We start from the raw sequence: 17968 nt of genomic DNA on the forward strand, positions 1-17968 counted from the left end.
GTTGCGCTGCGACGCCGCGTGAATCCTGCATCAGGGAGATGCCCTTGGCCCCGGCCGACATGACGAATCCGAGATCCGAGCGCGGCGCCCGCCGCGACGAGACCGAGCGCGACGCCGCCGGCGATCTCGAGCTGAGCTTCGAGGACAACCGGCTCGCCGGCCTGGTCTTCGGCCATTACGACCAGAACCTCGCGCATATCGAGCGCCGGCTCGGCGTGGTGATCAGCCCCAACGGCAACCGCGTCACCATCCGCGGCGGGCGCGAGCCGTCCGAGCAGGCGGGCCGGGTGCTGCGCACCCTCTACGCCCGCGCCAAGACCGGCGCGCCGGTGACGCTGGGCGAAGTCGACGGCGCGATCGAGGAGAGCAACGTCCAGCGCTCGCTCTTCCCCTCCGCCGAGGCCGGCAAGACCAGCTTCGACGCGATCGTCACCCGCAAGCGCGGGCCGGTCCGGGCGCGCAACGCCGCGCAGGACGCCTATCTGCGCCAGCTCAAGCGCCACGAGCTGGTGATCGCCGAAGGGCCGGCCGGCACCGGCAAGACCTGGCTCGCCGTCGGCCACGCCGTCTCGCTGATCGAGCAGGGCGTGGTCGAGCGCATGGTGTTGTCGCGCCCGGCGGTCGAGGCCGGCGAGCGCCTCGGCTTCCTGCCCGGCGACATGCGCGAGAAGGTCGATCCCTATCTGCGGCCGATCTACGACGCGCTGAACGACTTCATGGAGGCGCGCCATGTCGAGCGCGCCCTGCAGACCGGCATGATCGAGATCGCGCCGCTCGCCTTCATGCGCGGGCGCACGCTGAGCAACGCCGTGGTGCTGCTCGACGAGGCGCAGAACGCCACCTCGGTGCAGATGAAGATGTTCCTCACCCGCCTGGGCGAGGGTTCGCGCATGATCGTCACCGGCGATCCCTCGCAGATCGACCTGCCGCCCGGCCAGCGCTCCGGCCTGGTCGAGGCGACGCGGCTGCTGCGCGATGTCGAGGGCGTCGGCTATGCGCGCTTCGCGGAGGGCGACGTCGTCCGCCACGCGCTGGTGCGGCGCATCGTTTTCGCCTATGAGGACGCGGCCCGGCGCGAGCGCGAGGAGCGCGAGGCGCAACTCGCCGCCTTGCAGCCGGCAGGAGCCGCCTCGACCGAGCCGGCCGACGAAGGGTTGAAGCGCATGCTGTCGCGGGAGCGGCCGCGATGAACGACCGACCTCGATCGCGGCGCGCAGCGCCGCGACAAGGTGCCGACATGCCGGCCGAGACGGGCCCGGCGATCTCCGTCAGGATGCAGGCACGCCGCTGGCGCGAGGCCGGCGACCTCGCATCCTTGCGCGCGCGCGTCGGCGAGGCGGTCGAGGCCGCGCTCGCCCTGGCGCCGGTGCGTCCGATGCCGGGCGCCGAGCTCAGCCTGCTGCTCACCGACGACAGGCGCATCCGCGTGATCAACCGCGACTGGCGCGGCTTCGACAAGCCGACCAACGTGCTCTCCTTCCCCGCCGCGCCGGTCGAGCGCGTCGCGGAAAGCCCGGTGCTCGGCGACGTGGTCATCGCCTACGAGACCGTGGCGCGCGAGGCCGAGGCCGAGGGCAAGCGCTTCGCCGATCATGTCAGCCATCTCGTCATCCACGGCCTGCTGCATCTGCTCGGCGAGGATCACGAGACCGAGGAGGAGGCCCAGCGCATGGAGGCGCTGGAGACCGCGGCGCTGGCGCGCCTCGGCATCGCCGATCCCTATGCAGGGTCCGAACCGGACCCGGCCCCGCCGCGGGTGGACGCGGCCCCCAGAGAAGCGAAGACTTCGACAGTGTCATGAGCGACGACCCCCGATCTCCGGGCCAGGACGCCCCCGGCCGCGGCCTGGCGCACTGGCTCGGCCACTTCCTCGACAATCTCGGCCTGCGCCATGTCGGCTCCGTCCGCGAGGACATCACCGAGGCGCTGGCCCAGCAGGATGGCGGCGTCGCCGATCTGAGCCCGCAGGAGCGGGCGATGCTCTCCAACGTGCTCGGCATGCGCGAGCGCCGGGTCGACGACGTGATGATCCCGCGCGCCGACATCGTCGCGGTGCCGATCGACGCCTCGCTCGCCGAGCTGATGGCGCGCTTCCGCGCCGCCGGGCATTCGCGCCTGCCGGTCTATGGCGAGAGCCTCGACGATCCGCGCGGCATGATCCATATCCGCGACTTCATGGACTTCATCGCGATGAGCGCGGTGCCGGACGGCGCCACCGCCGGCAACGGTCCCGGCAAGGTCACCATCGACCTCGCCACCACGATCGAGCAGGCCAATATCCAGCGCCCGGTGCTCTATGTCCCGCCCTCCATGCCGGCGGTCGACCTGCTGGTGCGCATGCAGGCCACCCGCACCCATATCGCGCTGGTCATCGACGAGTATGGCGGCACGGACGGGCTGATCTCGATCGAGGACCTGATCGAGATCGTCGTCGGCGAGATCGAGGACGAGCACGACCATGACGAGGGCCCGACGATCGCGCCGGCCGGCGAGGACGCCTTCATCGCCGATGCGCGCGCCACCCTCGAGGAGTTGCGCGAGGCGACGGGAATAGACCTCTCCCGCGCCGAGGTCGCCGACGACGTCGACACGCTCGGCGGGCTGATCGTCACCCTCGCCGGCCATGTCCCGGCCCGGGGCGAGGAGGTCGAGGGGCCGGAAGGCCTGCTCTTCGAGGTGCTCGATGCCGATCCGCGCCGGGTCAAGCGCCTGCGCATCCGCCGCCGCGACCCGGTCGCGACCGGCGAGGCGAGCCTGCCGGAAGCCTCCTGATGCTCCTGCCGGCCCTGGCCGACCGCGTCGTGCTCGCCTGGGGCTGGCCGCGGCGCCTGATTGCGCTGCTCGCCGGTGCGGCGGGCGCGCTGGCGCTGGCGCCGCTCGATCTCTGGCCGGCGCTCGTCATCCCGATGACGGCGGCGGTCTGGCTGCTCGACGGCTCGGTGGCGCAGGGCCGCGCCGGCCGCTTGCGCGCCGCCTTCTTCGCCGGCTGGTGGTGGGGCTTCGGCTTCCATCTTGCCGGGCTCTGGTGGCTCGGCGCCGCCTTCCTGGTCGAGGCCGACAAGTTCGCCTGGGCGATGCCCCTCGGCGTGGTGGCGCTGCCGGCCTTTCTGGCGCTGTTCCCGGCGCTGGGCTTCGCCGCCGCCCGGCTGCTCTGGCCGGAGGGGGCGGGGCGCATCCTGGTGCTGGCGGCGATGCTGGCGCTGAGCGAATGGCTGCGCGGCCATGTCCTGACCGGCTTCCCCTGGAACGTCTACGGCATGATGCTGGCCGGCTCGGAATGGCTGGCGCAGAGCGCCTCGCTGGTCGGCCTCTACGGCATGACGGTGCTGGTCGTGGCGATCGGCGCCGCCCCGGCGACGCTCGCGTCCGGCGAAAGCGGCCTCGCCCGCTGGCGTGCCCCGGCGCTGGCCGCCCTCGTGCTCGTTTCCATGGCCGGGTTCGGCGCCTGGCGGGTGCCGGCGTCGCCCGTGCCGGCCGTCGCGGGGGTGAAGCTGCGCCTGATGCAGCCCAATCTGCCGCAGGACGCCAAGTTCAACGCCCGCAACAGCGAGGCCATCCTCGCCCATTATCTCGCGCTCAGCGACCGCGCGACCGGGCCATCCACCTCCGGCGTGCAGGACGTCACCCATCTGATCTGGCCGGAATCGGCCTTCCCGTTCCTGCTCGGGCGCACGCCGCAGGCGCTCTCGCGCATCGCGGCGCTGCTGCCGCCGGGCGTCACGCTGGTGACCGGGGCGGCACGCGCCGGCGAGACGCTGCCGGGCGAGAGCCGGCCGCCGATCTATAACGCCATCCAGGTCGTCGACGACGAGGGCGTGATCCGCGCCAGCTACGACAAGGTGCACCTCGTCCCCTTCGGCGAATACCTGCCGCCGGTGCTCGACCGGCTGATCCGCGCGCTCGGCCTCTCGGAATTCGTCTCGGTGCCGGGCGGCTTCGCCTCGGGCGCCTATCGCACCCCGCTGATGGCGCCGGGCCTGCCGCCGGCCGCCGCGCTGATCTGCTACGAGGTCGTCTTCCCCGGCGCCGCCATGCCGGCGGGCCCGCGGCCGGGCTACATCCTCAACCTGACCAATGACGGCTGGTTCGGCCAGACCAGCGGCCCCTACCAGCATTTCGCCCAGGCGCGGCTGCGTGCCGTCGAGGAGGGGCTGCCGCTGGTGCGCGTCGCCAATACCGGCATCTCCGGCGTGGTCGATGCCTATGGCCGGGTCCGGGCCTCGCTCGCGCTCGGCCGCACCGGGGTGCTCGACGCCAGCCTGCCGCAGGCGGGCGCCATGACGCCCTATGCGCGCTACGGCGATCTTATCTTCGCGGCTCTGGTTGTCGCGGTCTTGCTTCTTGGGCTATCAAGACGCTTGCGATGACCCGCGATCGACGCCTTGTCCGGCGGGAGTTCGCGACCTTTACCCTACCCGCCGCGGGCACTCCTCGCCCTGAACCGACGCGCTGAAGGACAGGGATCGATCCCGCGAGCCCGATGGTGAAGAAGACTCCCAACCCGATCGATCGCCATGTCGGCAGCCGTGTCCGCATGCGCCGGATGCTGGCCGGCGTCAGCCAGGAGAAGCTCGGCGAGGCGCTGGGGCTGACCTTCCAGCAGGTCCAGAAATACGAGAAGGGCTCGAACCGCATCAGTGCGAGCCGCCTGCAGCAGATCGCGCAGATGCTCGAGGTGCCGGTGGCGTTCTTCTTCGAGGGCGCGCCGACCGGCGCCGCCCCGGAAGGCGGCTTCGCCGACATGGCCGCGACCTCCTATGTCTCGGACTTCCTCGCCACCAGCGAGGGTGTGCAGCTCACCAAGGCCTTTGTGCGCATCCGCAATCCGCGGGTGCGCCGCCGCGTCGTCGAGCTGGTCGAGGCGCTGGCCGAGGATGCGGACGAGACGGCCGCCTCCTGAGCCGCGCCACGGCGCGGACCGCGGCCCGCCGTTAACGCTGATCTGCCGAAAATCGCCGATTTCGCGAAAAAATCGTTCGGCATGGCGAACGTATGGCTTCGGGAAACGAATACGACCTTGACGGCGAACATGCTCGCTGCGATGAGACTGACCGTTTTGTGCCATGGCCCGGCATTCGTCGGTCGTCACCTTCCCAGCGTCTCAACGAGGATTTTTCGTCCGTGTCGCGCCAGAATTATCTCTTCACCAGCGAGTCGGTGTCCGAAGGCCATCCCGACAAGGTCTGTGACCGCATCTCGGACGAGATCGTCGATCTCTTCTTCAAGGAGGCCGTCAAGGGCGGCCTCGACCCGTCGCAGGTCCGCGTCGCCGCCGAGACGCTCGCCACCACCAACCGCGTCGTCATCGCCGGCGAGGTCCGCACCAATCTCGACGCCAAGCAGATCAAGTCGAAGGTGAAGTCGGTCGCCCGCAAGGCGATCCGCAACATCGGCTACGAGCAGGACGGCTTCCACTGGAAGAAGGCGAAGATCGACGTGCTGCTGCATCCGCAGTCCGCCGACATCGCCCAGGGCGTCGACGAGGCCAGCAACAAGGACGTCGGTGCCGGCGACCAGGGCATCATGTTCGGCTATGCCTGCCGCGAGACGCCCGAGCTGATGCCGGCGCCGATCTACTACGCCCACAAGATCCTCGAGGTGCTGGCCAAGGCCCGCCATGCGGGCGAGGGCGACGCGGCTAAGCTCGGCCCCGACGCCAAGAGCCAGGTCACCGTCAAATACGAGAACGGCAAGCCGGTCGGCGTGACGCAGATCGTGCTCTCGACCCAGCATCTCGACGAGTCGCTGTCCTCGGCCGATGTTCGCCGGATCGTCGAGCCCTATATCCGCCAGACCCTGCCCGAGGGCTGGATCTCCAAGGACACCGTCTGGCACGTCAACCCGACGGGCAAGTTCGTGATCGGCGGTCCCGACGGCGATTCCGGCCTGACCGGCCGCAAGATCATCGTCGACACCTATGGCGGCGCGGCTCCGCATGGCGGCGGCGCCTTCTCGGGCAAGGACCCGACCAAGGTCGACCGCTCGGCCGCCTATGCGGCGCGCTACCTCGCCAAGAACGTGGTGGCCGCCAAGCTGGCCGATCGCTGCACCATCCAGCTCTCCTATGCCATCGGCGTCGCCAAGCCCCTGTCGATCTATGTCGACCTGCACGGCACCGGCAAGGTCGACGAGGCCAGGCTCGAGGCGGTCCTGGGCGAGGTCATGGACCTGACGCCGCGTGGCATCCGCACCCATCTCGGCCTCAACAAGGCGATCTACGCCAAGACCGCGGCCTACGGCCATTTCGGCCGCAAGGCCGGCCGCGACGGCAGCTTCTCCTGGGAGAAGACCGATCTGGTCGACGCGCTGAAGAAGGCGGTCGCCGCCTGACAGGCGCCGCGTTCGCGACAGATCCGGCCGGGGCGCTGAGCCCCGGCCGTTTTCATTCGTTTCCCCGCCGCAGAGGCGCGAGCATGACCAGCGACCAGCAGGATACCGACCGGGCCTTCTTCGGCCGCCGCAAGGGCAAGGGGCTGCGCGACGGCCAGGCCGGGCGCGTCGCGGAGCTGCTGCCGGCGCTGCGCCTGCCCGAAGGCGAGATCGCCGACTTGGCCGTGCTCTTCCCGGTGCCGGTGAGCAAGGTCCGGCTCGAGATCGGCTTCGGCGGCGGCGAGCACCTGCTGGCGCGCATGCGCGAGAGCCCGGAGATCGGCTTCATCGGCGTCGAGCCCTTCGTCAACGGCATGGCGAAGTTCCTCGCCGTGATCGAGCAGGAGGGGTTGAAGAACGTCCGGCTATGGGACGGCGACGCCGCGCTGCTGCTGCCGCGCCTGCCGGCGGCGAGCATCGACGCGGTCGACCTGCTCTATCCCGATCCCTGGCCGAAGCGCCGCCAGCGCAAGCGCCGCTTCGTCTCGGAGCGCACGCTCGCCCTGCTGGCCCGCGTGCTGGTGCCGAACGGCCGCTTCCGCTTCGCCAGCGACATCGACGACTATGTCGGCTGGACGCTGTCGCGCCTGCTCGCCTCGGCCGATTTCGACTGGGTCGACGAGGCGGCCGAGGACTGGCGCCAGCCCTATCCGGGCTGGGTCCGCACCCGCTACGAGGCCAAGGCGATCAGGTTCGGACGTGTGCCGAGCTATCTGACTGCGCGCCGTCGCGCATCCTGAGGAAGCCGAGCACGCGCCGCGCCGTCATCGGCGCCAGCCCGTCGAAGCTGCGCTGCGCGCGTTCCAGCGCCCCGGCCGAGCCCGCCTCGCTCTTGCGCAGGCCGATCAGGCTGCGCGCCGTCGGCCAGCCCCAGTCCATGCCGCGCGCGATCAGCAGCACGGCCTCGCGGTCGGGACCCATCACGATCTGCTCGGCCGAGGGCAGCGACAGCCCGGTCAGCACCGCCAGCCCGCAGATCGCGTGCTCGGCCCGGCCGGCCTCGGCATGGGCTGCGACCATCGCCTCGTCCAGCGCGCCGCTCTCGTCGAGCATGCGGATCTGCGCCAGCGCCGCCCCGAAGCGGCCGAAGCCGTCGCCGACCGGAATATGCGCCTCGACCGTCTCGGCGCTGCGGGCGACGGCACCCGCCACCGCCTCCGCCATGGTCGGCTCCAGCGAGGCTTCCAGCCGCCGCCGCGCCGAGGCCTTGGCGGCCTCCATCAGCTGGGATGTCAGGTCGTCTGGAATGTCGGCGCGGGTGCCGAGCGTCGCCTGCAGCGCGTCGTCCTGGGCGGCGCGCATCACCAGCACGCCCATGCCGTGGCGCGAGAAGCGCGCGCTCTGGTTGGCCGCGACCGCATGGGTGACGACGCGCCCGCCGCGCAGGATCAGGAAGTCGGTGACCGGTTCGCCGAGATCGGCGCGCTCGGTGATCGCCAGCATATGGTCGCGGCCCTTGGCCGAGGCGATCGCCACCAGGTCGCGGTCGGAGAGGCGCGGCGAGGCGACGAGGACGGGCCGGGCCACGGCGATGTCGTCGAGCGCCAGCTGCCGGATCACGCCCGACGGCGCGCTCGCCACCGGCGCCAGCCGCTCGGAGAGCTCGATCCGCGCCCGCGACTCGATGGCGCGGGCGAGGCGGCCGATCACCACGTCGAACACGCCGATCTGGTCCTCGGCCATGCCGTCGGCCGTGCTCAGGAAGAGATCGGTCAGCCGCGACAGGATCACGGCGCGATCGTCCTCGGACTCCCGCGCCAAGGTGGTCTCGAGATCGCGCAGCAGCGCGCCGATGGGGCTCATCACCCTGCCCTCGCTGGTTTTTCTCGGCGCAGCCTAGCCGGCAACAGTGACCATCGGGTTAGCGCGCCGCGGGCTCCGCGGGCGCGGCGAGGCTTGCAACATGGGCCGATCGGCTCTAGATAGGCGCCAACAGCTCTGGTTTCGGTGAAAGCCGGTGATCAAGAGCGGGCCGGCCGGCCCGCTCTTTTTTGTTGGCCGGTAGCCCTGGCGGGCGCGGGCGGGCCGCGCCGGCCCGTGAAGGCGAAGGTAATGGCGAGCGAGCAGGACACGCAGGATCTGGAGGCGCGGATCGTCGTCGAGAGCGGCGTTGCGGCGCGCGTCGCGGCGATCGTCGAGCCGGCGATCGTCGATCTCGGTTACCGTCTCGTGCGGGTGCGGGTGACGGGGCAGAACGGCTGCACGGTGCAGATCATGGCCGAGCTGCCGGACGGCACCATGACCGTCGAGGGCTGCGAGGCCGTCAGCCAGGCCGTCTCGCCGGCGCTCGACGTCGACGATCCGGTGCAGGCCGCCTATCATCTCGAAGTGTCCTCGCCGGGCATCGACCGGCCGCTGGTGCGCCCGGGCGACTTCGTGCGCTGGGCCGGCCACCTGACCAAGATCGACACCAGCGAGCCGCATGCCGGCCGCAAGCGCTTCCGCGGCATCCTGCGCGGCGCAGAGGGAAGCAACGTGCTGCTCTCGCGCGACGACGCCAAGAGCGACGAGGAGCGCGAGGTCGCGATCCCGATGCGCCTGATCGACGATGCGCGGCTGGTGCTGACCGACGCGCTGGTCACCGAGTCGCTGCGCCGCGGCAAGTCCGGGCTCGCGCCCGAGATGCCGCCGGCCGACGAGATCGCGCAGCCGCTGCCGGGGCGCAAGTCCCTCGGCCCGCGCGACCCCGCCGCGCGCAAGCCGGGCAAGGGTCCGAAGGGCCCGCAACAGACGAAACAGGAAGAGGAGTGAGCGACATGGCCGTCAGCGCCAACCGGCTCGAGCTGTTGCAGATCGCCGACGCGGTCGCCCGCGAGAAGTCCATCGACCGCCAGATCGTCATCGACGCGATGCAGGACGCGATCGCCAAGGCCGCGCGCTCGCGCTACGGCGCCGAGACCGATGTCCATGCCGAGATCAACCCGCGCTCCGGCGAGCTGCGTCTCGCCCGCCATCTCCAGGTCGTCGACCAGGTCGAGAACGGCGCCGTCGAGATCACCGTGGACGAGGCCAAGCGCCACAACCCGGCCGCTCAGGTCGGCGACGTGATCGCCGATCCGCTGCCGCCCTTCGATTTCGGCCGCATCGCCGCCCAGTCGGCCAAGCAGGTCATCGTGCAGAAGGTGCGCGAGGCCGAGCGCGACCGCCAGTACGACGAGTACAAGGACCGCATCGGCGAGATCGTCAACGGCGCGGTCAAGCGCGTCGAATACGGCAACGTCTTCGTCGATCTCGGCCGCGGCGAGGCGATCATCCGCCGCGACGAGATGATCCCGCGCGAGACCTTCAAGGTCGGCGACCGCGCCCGCGCCTATGTCTACGACGTGCGCCGCGAGCCGCGCGGCCCGCAGATCTTCCTGTCGCGCACCCATCCGCAGTTCATGGCCAAGCTCTTCGGCCAGGAAGTGCCGGAGATCTACGACGGCATCGTCGAGGTGAAAGCCGTCGCCCGCGATCCGGGTTCGCGCGCCAAGATCGCCGTGATCAGCCGCGATTCCTCGATCGATCCGGTCGGCGCCTGCGTCGGCATGCGCGGCTCGCGCGTGCAGGCCGTGGTCGGCGAGCTGCAGGGCGAGAAGATCGACATCATCCCGTGGTCGCCCGACGTCGCGACCTTCGTCGTCAACGCGCTGCAGCCGGCGGAAGTCGCCAAGGTCGTGCTCGACGAGGAGGCCGACAAGATCGAGGTGGTGGTGCCGGACGAGCAGCTCTCGCTCGCCATCGGCCGCCGCGGCCAGAACGTGCGCCTCGCCTCGCAGCTGACCGGCTGGGACATCGACATCCTGACCGAGGCCGAGGAATCGGAGCGCCGCCAGAAGGAGTTCGTGCAGCGCACCGACATCTTCATGAACGCGCTGAACGTCGACGAGACCGTCGGCCAGCTGCTCGCCTCGGAAGGCTTCCGCTCCGTCGAGGAGGTCGCCTATGTCGAGCCGAGCGAGCTCTCCTCGATCGAGGGCTTCGACGAGGACACCGCCGCCGAGATCCAGAGCCGCGCCCAGGACTACCTGGCGGCGATCGAGGCCGAGCTCGACGAGAAGCGTCGGGCGCTCGGCGTCGAGGACAATCTGCGCGACGTCGCCGGCGTCACCACCGCGATGATGGTCGCGCTCGGCGAGAACGAGGTGAAGAGCGTCGAGGATCTCGCCGGCTGCGCCACCGACGATCTCGTCGGCTGGACCGAGCGCAAGGACGGCGAGAGCACCCGCCACGCCGGCTATCTCGACGGGTTCGACCTGTCGCGTCAGGACGCCGAGGCCATGGTCATGGCGGCGCGCATCCTGGCCGGCTGGGTCGAGGCCCCGCAGGACGAGGTCGAAGCCGAGGCCGAGGACGAAGCCGGCGCCGAGGAGGCGCAGGGCTGATTGCGGAGCCGCGGGCCGTGAGCCGTCGCGCCGAGAAGGAGGGGCAGGAGCGGACCTGCGCGGTGACGCGCCAGGCCTGCCCGCCCGAGGCTCTGCTCCGCTTCGTCGCGGGGCCGGACGGCGTCCTGGTGCCCGACATCAGGCGCAAGCTGCCGGGCCGCGGCGTCTGGGTCGGCCTCTCGGCCGCCACGGTCGCCGAGGGGGTGCGGCGCAAGGCCTTCGAGCGCTCGCTCAAGGCCAAGGTCACGGTGCCCGCAGGCCTGCCGGAACAGGTCGATACGCTTCTGGCGCGGGACGCCGTGCAGGCTCTGGCCATGGCCAACAAGGCCGGACTCGTGGTAGCCGGCTTCGCGAAGGTCGAGGCGTCGATCGCGTCGGGGCGGGCTGCGGCCGTGCTCATGGCCAGCGACGGCGCCGATGACGGCCGCCGAAAAATGGGTCAGGTCCTGCGGCGCGCGTCCGCGGAGACCGGCCGGACGGTTCCGGTCGTGGCGATTTTCGCCTCGGCGGAACTGGAACTGGCGCTCGGGCGTGAGCATGTGATACATGCTGCCCTCGCTCCGGGACCGGCGACCGAGGGTTTCCTCGCGCGCTGGCGTCGTCTCGTCCGCTACAGGACGGGAGATGCCGGCACGACACCGTTCACCGACCCGGTGGACTCCGAAGCGCGCGATCACGAGAAGACCGAACGGGCAGGACCGATAGCGGATGACTGATACCAAGAACCCTGGCGACAAGACCTTGAGCGTGACGCCGCCTAAGACGTTGTCGCTCAAGCGGCCGGTCGAGCAGAGCACGGTTCGGCAGAGCTTCTCGCACGGGCGCTCGAAGCAGGTCGTCGTCGAGGTCAAGCGCCGCGTCAGCGGTCACGAGCCGGCGCCCGCCGCTCCCGCCCCGCGCGCCCCGCAGCCGGCTCCCCAGCCGCCGCGCCCGTCCGCGCCGCCTCCGGCCGCCTCGCGTCCCGCCGGCGGCATGCTGCTGCGCACCCTCTCCGACGAGGAGAAGGAGGCGCGTCAGCGCGCTCTCGCCGATGCCCGCAGCCATGAGGCCGAGGCCCGCGCTCGCGCCGAGGAAGAGGCCCGCCAGCGCGCCGCCGCCGCCGAGCGCGAGCGTGCCGAGCGCGAGGCCGCCCAGGCCCGCCAGCGCGAGGAGGAGGAGCGTCGCCGCCAGGAGGACGAGCTCAAGCGTCGTGCCGACACGGCCATGCGTCAGCGCATGACCGAGGAGGCGCCCGCGCCGCGTCCCGCCGCCCCTGCGCCGCAGCGCGACCCGGCCTCGCAGGCCGAGCGCCCCGCCGCCGCCCCTTACGGCCAGTCGCCGCGCCCGGCCTCGTCCGGCCCGCGCGAGTTCGGCGGCCCCCGCCCCGCCCGCGATGTCGGCGCCCGTCCGCCGCGGCTCGACTTCCGTCCGCCGCGCCCGGAAGGCCCGCGCCCGCCGCGTCCCGACGCCAGCGCCCCTGCCGAGCCGGTGGTGGCCCGTCCGACGCGCCAGGCGCCTTCGGCGGCTCCGCGCGCCGGCCGTCCCGAGGAGGGCGAGGCCCGTACCCCGTTCCGTCGTCCCGGCGGCAGCCCGGCCGGTGCGCCGCGTGGCGCGCCGCCCACGGCTCCCAAGACCCCGAAGGTCGGCGAGAAGCCGCGTGGCCGCCTGACGCTCTCCAAGGCGACCGGCGGTGACGACGAGCGGACACGCTCGGTCGCCTCCTTCCGTCGCCGCGTCCAGCGCATGACGGGCCATCGTCCCTCCGACGTCCAGAAGGAGCGGGTGATGCGCGAGGTGATCATCCCCGAGACGATCACCATCCAGGAACTCGCGAACCGCATGTCGGAGCGCGGCGTCGATGTCATCCGCCTGCTGATGAAGCAGGGCGCGATGCACAAGATCACCGATGTGATCGACGCCGACACCGCCCAGCTCGTCGCCGAGGAGATGGGCCACACCGTCAAGCGCGTCTCCGAGGCGGATGTCGAGGAAGGCCTGTTCGACGTAGCCGATGCGGAGGAGACGCTCCAGGCGCGTCCGCCGGTCGTGACCATCATGGGCCATGTCGACCACGGCAAGACCTCGCTGCTCGACGCGATCCGCAAGACCAAGGTCGTCACCGGCGAGGCCGGCGGCATCACCCAGCATATCGGCGCCTATCAGGTGACGACGCAGGGCGGCGGCGCCGTGACCTTCATCGACACCCCCGGCCACGCCGCGTTCACGGCGATGCGCGCCCGCGGCGCCAAGGTGACGGACATCGTCATCCTGGTGGTCGCCGCCGATGACGGCGTCATGCCGCAGACGGTCGAGGCGATCCATCACGCCAAGGCCGCCAAGGTCCCGCTGATCGTCGCGATCAACAAGGTCGACAAGCCCGACGCCAACCCGGACCGGGTGCGCTCCGAGCTGCTGCAGTACGAGATCCAGGTGGAGTCGCTCGGCGGCGACACGCTGGAGGTCGAGGTCTCGGCCAAGGCCGGCACCGGCCTCGACACCCTGCTCGAGGCGATCACGCTGCAGGCCGAGGTGCTCGACCTCAGGGCCAATCCCGAGCGTCCCGCCGAGGGCACGGTCATCGAGGCCAAGCTGGACCGCGGTCGCGGTCCGGTCGCCACGGTGCTCGTCCAGCGCGGCACGCTGCGCACCGGCGACATCGTCGTGGCGGGTTCGGAATGGGGCCGCGTCCGCGCCCTCATCACCGATGTCGGCGCCCAGGTGAAGGAGGCTGCGCCCTCCATGCCGGTCGAGGTGCTCGGCTTCAACGGCACGCCCGAGGCCGGCGACCGCGTCGCGGTGGTCGAGTCCGAGGCCCGTGCCCGCGAGATCACCGACTACCGCGAGCGTCAGCGTCGCGACCGTCTCGCCGCGCGCGGTGCCGCCTCCGGCGCCGGCCGCTCGCTGGCCGAGATGATGCGCGAGCTCAAGGAAGGCGCCGGCCGCAAGGAGTTCCCGCTCGTCATCAAGGCGGACGTGCAGGGCTCGGTCGAGGCCATCGTCGGCGCGCTGGAGAAGGTCGGCAACGACGAGGTGCGCGCCCGCGTGCTCTCCTCGGGCGTCGGCGCGATCACCGAATCCGACATCACGCTGGCCCAGGCGTCCGGCGCGGTGGTCATCGGCTTCAACGTCCGTGCCCACAAGGAGGCCCGCGAGGCCGCCGACCGCAGCAATACCGAGATCCGCTACTACAACATCATCTACAACCTGATGGATGACGTGAAGGATGCGATGTCGGGCCTGCTGGCGCCGACGCTGCGCGAGACCATGCTCGGCAACGCGACGATCCTCGAGATCTTCAACGTCTCGAAGGTCGGCAAGATCGCCGGCTGCCGCGTCACCGACGGAACGATCGAGCGCGGCGCCAATGTCCGCCTGATCCGCGACGGCGTCGTGGTCCACGAGGGCAAGCTCGGCCAGCTCAAGCGCTTCAAGGACGACGCCAAGGAAGTCCTGGCCGGCCAGGAATGCGGCATGGCCTTCGAGAACTACCAGGACATGCGCGCCGGCGACGTCATCGAGTGCTACCGCGTCGAGGAGATCAAGCGGACGCTCTGACGCCCCGCTTGCTCCCGGAACCCCATCATGGCCGGGCTTTCGCCCGGCCATGGCGTTTTCTGAACCGTCCGTCCGGTCCGATCCCGGAGAACGAGAACCATGGCCAAAAAACCCAACACCCAGGGCTCCGGCCCATCCCAGCGGCAGCTGCGCGTTGGCGAATTGATCCGCCACGCCCTCGCCGAGATGCTGGCGCGGGGCGAGATCCATGACGACGTGCTGGCGAAGCATGTCGTGACCGTGCCCGAGGTCCGGCTCTCGCCCGATCTCAAGCTGGCGACCTGCTACATCATGCCGCTCGGCGGGCAGGACATCGCGGCGGTGCTCAAGGCGCTCGACGCCAACAAGCGCTACATCCGCGGCGAGATCGCGCATCGCGTGAACCTGAAATACGCCCCCGACGTCCGCTTCCGGCAGGATGAGAGCTTCGACGAGGCGGCGCGCATCGATGCGCTGCTGGAGTCCGAGGCGGTGCGTCGCGACACGCTGCGCCAGCCGCTCCGCATCGACCAGAACGAGCAGAACCCCGACCATGACGACGAGTGACGAGACCGGCGCGCCGGACGCGGCCGAGCCGCGCGGCGAGCGCCAGCCCCGCCCGAAGAAGCGCGATGTCCATGGCTGGGTGGTGCTCGACAAGCCCGTCGGCATGACCTCGACCCATGCGGTCGCTGTGGTGAAGCGGGCCTTCTCGGCCAAGAAGGCCGGCCATGCCGGCACGCTCGATCCGCTCGCCTCCGGCCTGCTGCCGATCGCGCTCGGCGAGGCGACCAAGACGGTCCCCTTCGTCATGGACGGGCGCAAGGCCTATGCCTTCACCGTGGCCTGGGGCTCGCAGACCGAGACCGACGACGGCGAGGGTGCCGTGGTCGCGACCACCGAGCTGCGCCCCGATGCGGCGGCGATCGCGGCGCTGCTGCCGCGCTTCACCGGCACGATCCAGCAGGTCCCGCCGAAATACTCCGCCATCAAGATCGCCGGCGAGCGCGCCTACGACCTCGCCCGCGACGGCGAGGAGGTGACGCTGGAAGCGCGCCCCGTCGAGATCACGGCGCTGCGCATCGTCAGCCATGATGGTGAAACGACCACGTTCGAGGCCGAATGCGGCAAGGGCACCTATGTCCGCGCCATTGCGCGCGATCTCGGCATCGCGCTCGGCTGCCTCGGCCATGTCGCGCATCTGCGCCGCACCCGCGTCGGGCCCTTCACCCTGGAGGATGCCGTCGAGGTCGAGCCGCTGCGCGCCGGCCCGGAGGCCGCCGAGGAGGCGCTGATGCCGGTCGAGGCCGGGCTCCAGCTCATCCCGGAGATCGTCGTGCATCGCGACGCGGCGCTGCGCCTCAAGCGCGGCCAGAGCGTGCTGCTGCGCGGCCGCGACGCGCCCGTCGAGACCGATGCGGTCTACGTCACCAGCGGCGGCGTGCTGATCGCCACCGGCGCGGTCGAGCAGGGCGAATTCGTCCCGCACCGCGTCTTCAACCTCTGAGCGCCCTGGCCGACGGCACCCGCCGCCGGCCTCGCGAATCTCTGCCGATGCGGCTATCCATCGACCGTGCCTGCCGCCCCGCCGGGCGGCTGGTGAAGGGATGGCGATGCTCCGGTTCATTCACAGCGGCGACCTGCATCTCGGCAAGCGCTTCGGCAACCTGCCGGAGGATCTGGGCGGCCGGCTGCGCGAGGCGCGCCATGGCGTGATCGACCGGCTGGCGGCCGCGGCACGGGCGCAGGGCGCCGGCACCATCCTGCTCGCCGGCGACAGCTTCGACACCGAGACGCCGGCGCCCGAGATCCGCCGCCAGGCGCTCGCTGCCATGGCCCAGCAGGCGCCACTGCGCTGGGTGATCCTGCCCGGCAATCACGATTCCCTGCAGGCGAGCCAGCTCTGGGCGGCGCTGCGCGCCGAAGCGCCGGCCAATGTCGTGCTGGCGACGGAGCCGCAGCCGCTGGCGCTCGCCGAGGACGCAGTGCTCCTGCCGGCGCCCTGCACCACCCGCCGCGCCGGGCGCGATCTCACCGAGTGGATGGACGGCGCCGCGACGCCCGAGGGCACGCTGCGCCTCGGCCTCGCCCACGGCCCCGTCAGCAGCTTCTCCGAGGATGCCGTCGCGGCCGAGGTGATCGCGCCCGACCGGGCGCGCCGGGCCGGGCTGGACTATCTCGCGCTCGGCGACTGGCACGGCGCCATCGCGGTCGATCCCCGCACGCATTACGCCGGCACGCCGGAGCCCGACCGCTTCAAGCACGACGCGCCGGGCCGGGCGCTTCTGGTGGCGATCGCAGGGGCGGGCGCCCCGGCCGAGGTCACCCCGGTCGGGACCGGGCTCTTCGCCTGGCGCACCCTGCCGCTGCATCTGCTGCCCGGCGAGGATGGCGCGGCGGCGCTGGCCCCGCTGCTCCCGGGGCCGGCGGCGCGCCGCCAGAGCCTGATCCGCATCGCAGCCTCCGGCCGCACCGGGCTTGCGGCGGCGGCGGCGCTGGAAGCGGCGGTGGCCGAGGCCGCGCCGGAATTCGCTTTGCTGGAACTGGTCCGCGACGCGCTCGTCTGCGATTGCGAGGCGGAGGATCTCGACCTGATCGACCGGGCCGGCGCCCTGCGCGAGGCGGCCGAGGCGCTGCGTGCCGAGAGCCTCGACGAGGGCCGCTCCCAGGCCGAGCGTGCCGTGGCGCGTGCCGCCCTGCAGCGGCTGTTCTCCTATGCGCGGCAGGTGGCGGCATGAAGCTCCAGGCGCTGCGGCTGCACAATGTCAGGCGGTTCGCCGGGCGCGGCGTCGCGATCGAGGGCATCGCCGCCGGCGTCAACGTGCTCTGCGCCGCCAATGAGCACGGCAAGTCGACCAGCTTCGAGGCGCTGCACGCGCTGTTCTTCCAGCCGCATACCGGCACCGCCAAGGACATCAGGCGGCTGCAGCCCTATAGCGGCGGCAATCCGCTGGTCGAGGCCGATATCGAGGTGGATGGCGGGCGCTATCGTCTGCGCAAGCGCTTCCTCGGTCAGCGCCTCGCCAGCGTCACCGAGATCGCCAGCGGCCGGCTGGTCGCCCAGGCCGACGAGGCCGAGCGCTTCATCGGCGAGCTGGTGCGCGGCGGCGCGGCCGGTCCCGCCGGGCTGCTCTGGGTGCGCCAAGGGCTGACCGGGCTCGAGGAGGGCAGCCGCCGCGAGGTCGATGAGGAGCGCCGCGTGCGCGAGAGCCTGCTCACCTCGGTGCAGGGCGAGGTCGAGGCGATCACCGGTGGCCGGCGCATGTCGCGGATCATCGAGGCCTGCATGGCCGAGCTCGGGCTGATCGCGACCGCGACGCTGCGGCCGAAGACCGGCGGGCCCTATGCCGCGGCGCTGGACGACCGCGCCCGCTACGAGGCCGAGGAGCGCCGGCTCTTGGCCGAGGTGACGGCGCTGCGCGAGGCGCTCGATGCCCGCGCCAGGGCCCAAAAGCGCCTCGCCGAGCTGGAAAAGCCCGAGGAGCGGCAGTCGCTGCGCAGCGCCGCCGCCGCCGCCGAAGCCGCCCTCGCGGACGCCAAGGCCCATGGCGCCGCGCTCGCGGCGCTTGAGGCCGAGACGGTGTTCGCCCGCGGCCGCCACGACACCGCCGAGCGCGAGCTTCAGCGCTATCGCGCCGCGCTGGAGCGCGCCCGCGATCTCGATCGCGAACTCGCCGCCGCCGAGGCCGCCGCGGCCGCGGCGCGCACCCGCCGCGGTGAGG

At 71.7% G+C, this 17968-nt stretch carries 16 protein-coding genes; 15 read left to right on the top strand and 1 reads right to left on the bottom strand.

The window, feature by feature from the left end; translation table 11 throughout:
- Nucleotides 1–59: 59 nt before the first annotated feature.
- The 7 genes from ABE438_RS15705 to trmB all read left to right on the top strand — a co-directional run bounded on the left by ABE438_RS15705 (nucleotide 60) and on the right by trmB (nucleotide 7109).
- The gene (locus ABE438_RS15705) at nucleotides 60–1190 is read left to right on the top strand and encodes a PhoH family protein (protein WP_346503586.1); all 1131 of its coding nucleotides are present in this window, start codon (nucleotides 60–62) and stop codon (nucleotides 1188–1190) included.
- A gap of 47 nt (nucleotides 1191–1237) precedes the next feature.
- Nucleotides 1238–1801 carry an rRNA maturation RNase YbeY gene (gene ybeY, locus ABE438_RS15710; RefSeq protein WP_346503587.1) on the top strand — a complete coding sequence of 188 codons (564 nt, stop codon included), beginning with the start codon at nucleotides 1238–1240 and terminating at the stop codon, nucleotides 1799–1801.
- Nucleotides 1798–2772 (top strand): hemolysin family protein, encoded by a 975-nt coding sequence (locus ABE438_RS15715; protein WP_346503588.1) that lies wholly within the window; start codon nucleotides 1798–1800, stop codon nucleotides 2770–2772. The genes ybeY and ABE438_RS15715 overlap by 4 nt, the downstream gene beginning before the upstream one ends.
- Nucleotides 2772–4367: an apolipoprotein N-acyltransferase gene (lnt, locus tag ABE438_RS15720; RefSeq protein ID WP_346503589.1), complete on the top strand. Its 1596-nt coding sequence runs from the start codon at nucleotides 2772–2774 to the stop codon at nucleotides 4365–4367. Before ABE438_RS15715 ends, lnt begins: the two co-directional genes overlap by 1 nt.
- Nucleotides 4368–4483: 116 nt before the next feature.
- Entirely contained in the window at nucleotides 4484–4900 is a 417-nt protein-coding gene (locus ABE438_RS15725) for a helix-turn-helix domain-containing protein (protein ID WP_346503605.1), read from the top strand.
- A gap of 221 nt (nucleotides 4901–5121) precedes the next feature.
- Nucleotides 5122–6330 (top strand): methionine adenosyltransferase, encoded by a 1209-nt coding sequence (gene metK, locus ABE438_RS15730; RefSeq protein ID WP_346503590.1) that lies wholly within the window; start codon nucleotides 5122–5124, stop codon nucleotides 6328–6330.
- A gap of 83 nt (nucleotides 6331–6413) precedes the next feature.
- The gene (gene trmB, locus ABE438_RS15735; protein ID WP_346503591.1) at nucleotides 6414–7109 is read left to right on the top strand and encodes a tRNA (guanine(46)-N(7))-methyltransferase TrmB; all 696 of its coding nucleotides are present in this window, start codon (nucleotides 6414–6416) and stop codon (nucleotides 7107–7109) included.
- Here trmB and ABE438_RS15740 read toward each other — a convergent pair.
- A complete protein-coding gene (locus ABE438_RS15740) occupies nucleotides 7057–8172 on the bottom strand; it encodes a DUF2336 domain-containing protein (protein ID WP_346503592.1) in 1116 nt (371 codons plus the stop codon). The two genes, trmB and ABE438_RS15740, sit on opposite strands and share 53 nt — an antisense overlap.
- 249 nt (nucleotides 8173–8421) lie before the next feature.
- Here ABE438_RS15740 and rimP point away from each other — a divergent pair, with 249 nt between their 5' ends.
- From rimP to ABE438_RS15780, 8 genes are all read left to right on the top strand, one after another.
- Nucleotides 8422–9120, top strand: a complete 699-nt coding sequence (gene rimP, locus ABE438_RS15745; protein WP_346503593.1) for a ribosome maturation factor RimP — start codon at nucleotides 8422–8424, stop codon at nucleotides 9118–9120.
- 5 nt (nucleotides 9121–9125) lie between these two features.
- The gene (gene nusA, locus ABE438_RS15750) at nucleotides 9126–10733 is read left to right on the top strand and encodes a transcription termination factor NusA (RefSeq protein WP_346503606.1); all 1608 of its coding nucleotides are present in this window, start codon (nucleotides 9126–9128) and stop codon (nucleotides 10731–10733) included.
- Between the two features lie 17 nt (nucleotides 10734–10750).
- Nucleotides 10751–11449, top strand: a complete 699-nt coding sequence (locus tag ABE438_RS15755; protein ID WP_346503594.1) for an RNA-binding protein — start codon at nucleotides 10751–10753, stop codon at nucleotides 11447–11449.
- Entirely contained in the window at nucleotides 11442–14267 is a 2826-nt protein-coding gene (gene infB, locus ABE438_RS15760; protein WP_346503595.1) for a translation initiation factor IF-2, read from the top strand. The genes ABE438_RS15755 and infB overlap by 8 nt, the downstream gene beginning before the upstream one ends.
- 99 nt (nucleotides 14268–14366) lie before the next feature.
- Nucleotides 14367–14813 (top strand): 30S ribosome-binding factor RbfA, encoded by a 447-nt coding sequence (gene rbfA / locus ABE438_RS15765; protein WP_346503596.1) that lies wholly within the window; start codon nucleotides 14367–14369, stop codon nucleotides 14811–14813.
- On the top strand, nucleotides 14800–15753 hold the full coding sequence (gene truB / locus ABE438_RS15770; protein ID WP_346503597.1) for a tRNA pseudouridine(55) synthase TruB: 954 nt from the start codon (nucleotides 14800–14802) through the stop codon (nucleotides 15751–15753). The genes rbfA and truB overlap by 14 nt, the downstream gene beginning before the upstream one ends.
- Nucleotides 15754–15859: 106 nt before the next feature.
- The gene (locus tag ABE438_RS15775; RefSeq protein WP_346503598.1) at nucleotides 15860–16984 is read left to right on the top strand and encodes a metallophosphoesterase family protein; all 1125 of its coding nucleotides are present in this window, start codon (nucleotides 15860–15862) and stop codon (nucleotides 16982–16984) included.
- Nucleotides 16981–17968: AAA family ATPase (locus ABE438_RS15780; RefSeq protein WP_346503599.1), on the top strand; the 988-nt coding region annotated here is incomplete at its 3' end. The genes ABE438_RS15775 and ABE438_RS15780, both read left to right, overlap by 4 nt.

It is taken from the genome of Allobosea sp. TWI1241, assembly GCF_039673065.1.
GTDB lineage: Bacteria > Pseudomonadota > Alphaproteobacteria > Rhizobiales > Beijerinckiaceae > Allobosea.

Excerpts from the sequence above, each read along its gene's own strand:
- ABE438_RS15705 (WP_346503586.1), top strand. The coding sequence starts at position 60 with ATGACGAATCCGAGATCCGAGCGCGGCGCCCGCCGCGACGAGACCGAG.
- infB (WP_346503595.1), top strand. The coding sequence starts at position 11,442 with ATGACTGATACCAAGAACCCTGGCGACAAGACCTTGAGCGTGACGCCG.
- trmB (WP_346503591.1), top strand. The coding sequence starts at position 6,414 with ATGACCAGCGACCAGCAGGATACCGACCGGGCCTTCTTCGGCCGCCGC.
- nusA (WP_346503606.1), top strand. The coding sequence starts at position 9,126 with ATGGCCGTCAGCGCCAACCGGCTCGAGCTGTTGCAGATCGCCGACGCG.
- rimP (WP_346503593.1), top strand. The coding sequence starts at position 8,422 with ATGGCGAGCGAGCAGGACACGCAGGATCTGGAGGCGCGGATCGTCGTC.
- lnt (WP_346503589.1), top strand. The coding sequence starts at position 2,772 with ATGCTCCTGCCGGCCCTGGCCGACCGCGTCGTGCTCGCCTGGGGCTGG.
- ABE438_RS15775 (WP_346503598.1), top strand. The coding sequence starts at position 15,860 with ATGCTCCGGTTCATTCACAGCGGCGACCTGCATCTCGGCAAGCGCTTC.
- rbfA (WP_346503596.1), top strand. The coding sequence starts at position 14,367 with ATGGCCAAAAAACCCAACACCCAGGGCTCCGGCCCATCCCAGCGGCAG.
- ybeY (WP_346503587.1), top strand. The coding sequence starts at position 1,238 with ATGCCGGCCGAGACGGGCCCGGCGATCTCCGTCAGGATGCAGGCACGC.
- ABE438_RS15715 (WP_346503588.1), top strand. The coding sequence starts at position 1,798 with ATGAGCGACGACCCCCGATCTCCGGGCCAGGACGCCCCCGGCCGCGGC.
- truB (WP_346503597.1), top strand. The coding sequence starts at position 14,800 with ATGACGACGAGTGACGAGACCGGCGCGCCGGACGCGGCCGAGCCGCGC.
- ABE438_RS15740 (WP_346503592.1), bottom strand. The coding sequence starts at position 8,172 with ATGAGCCCCATCGGCGCGCTGCTGCGCGATCTCGAGACCACCTTGGCG.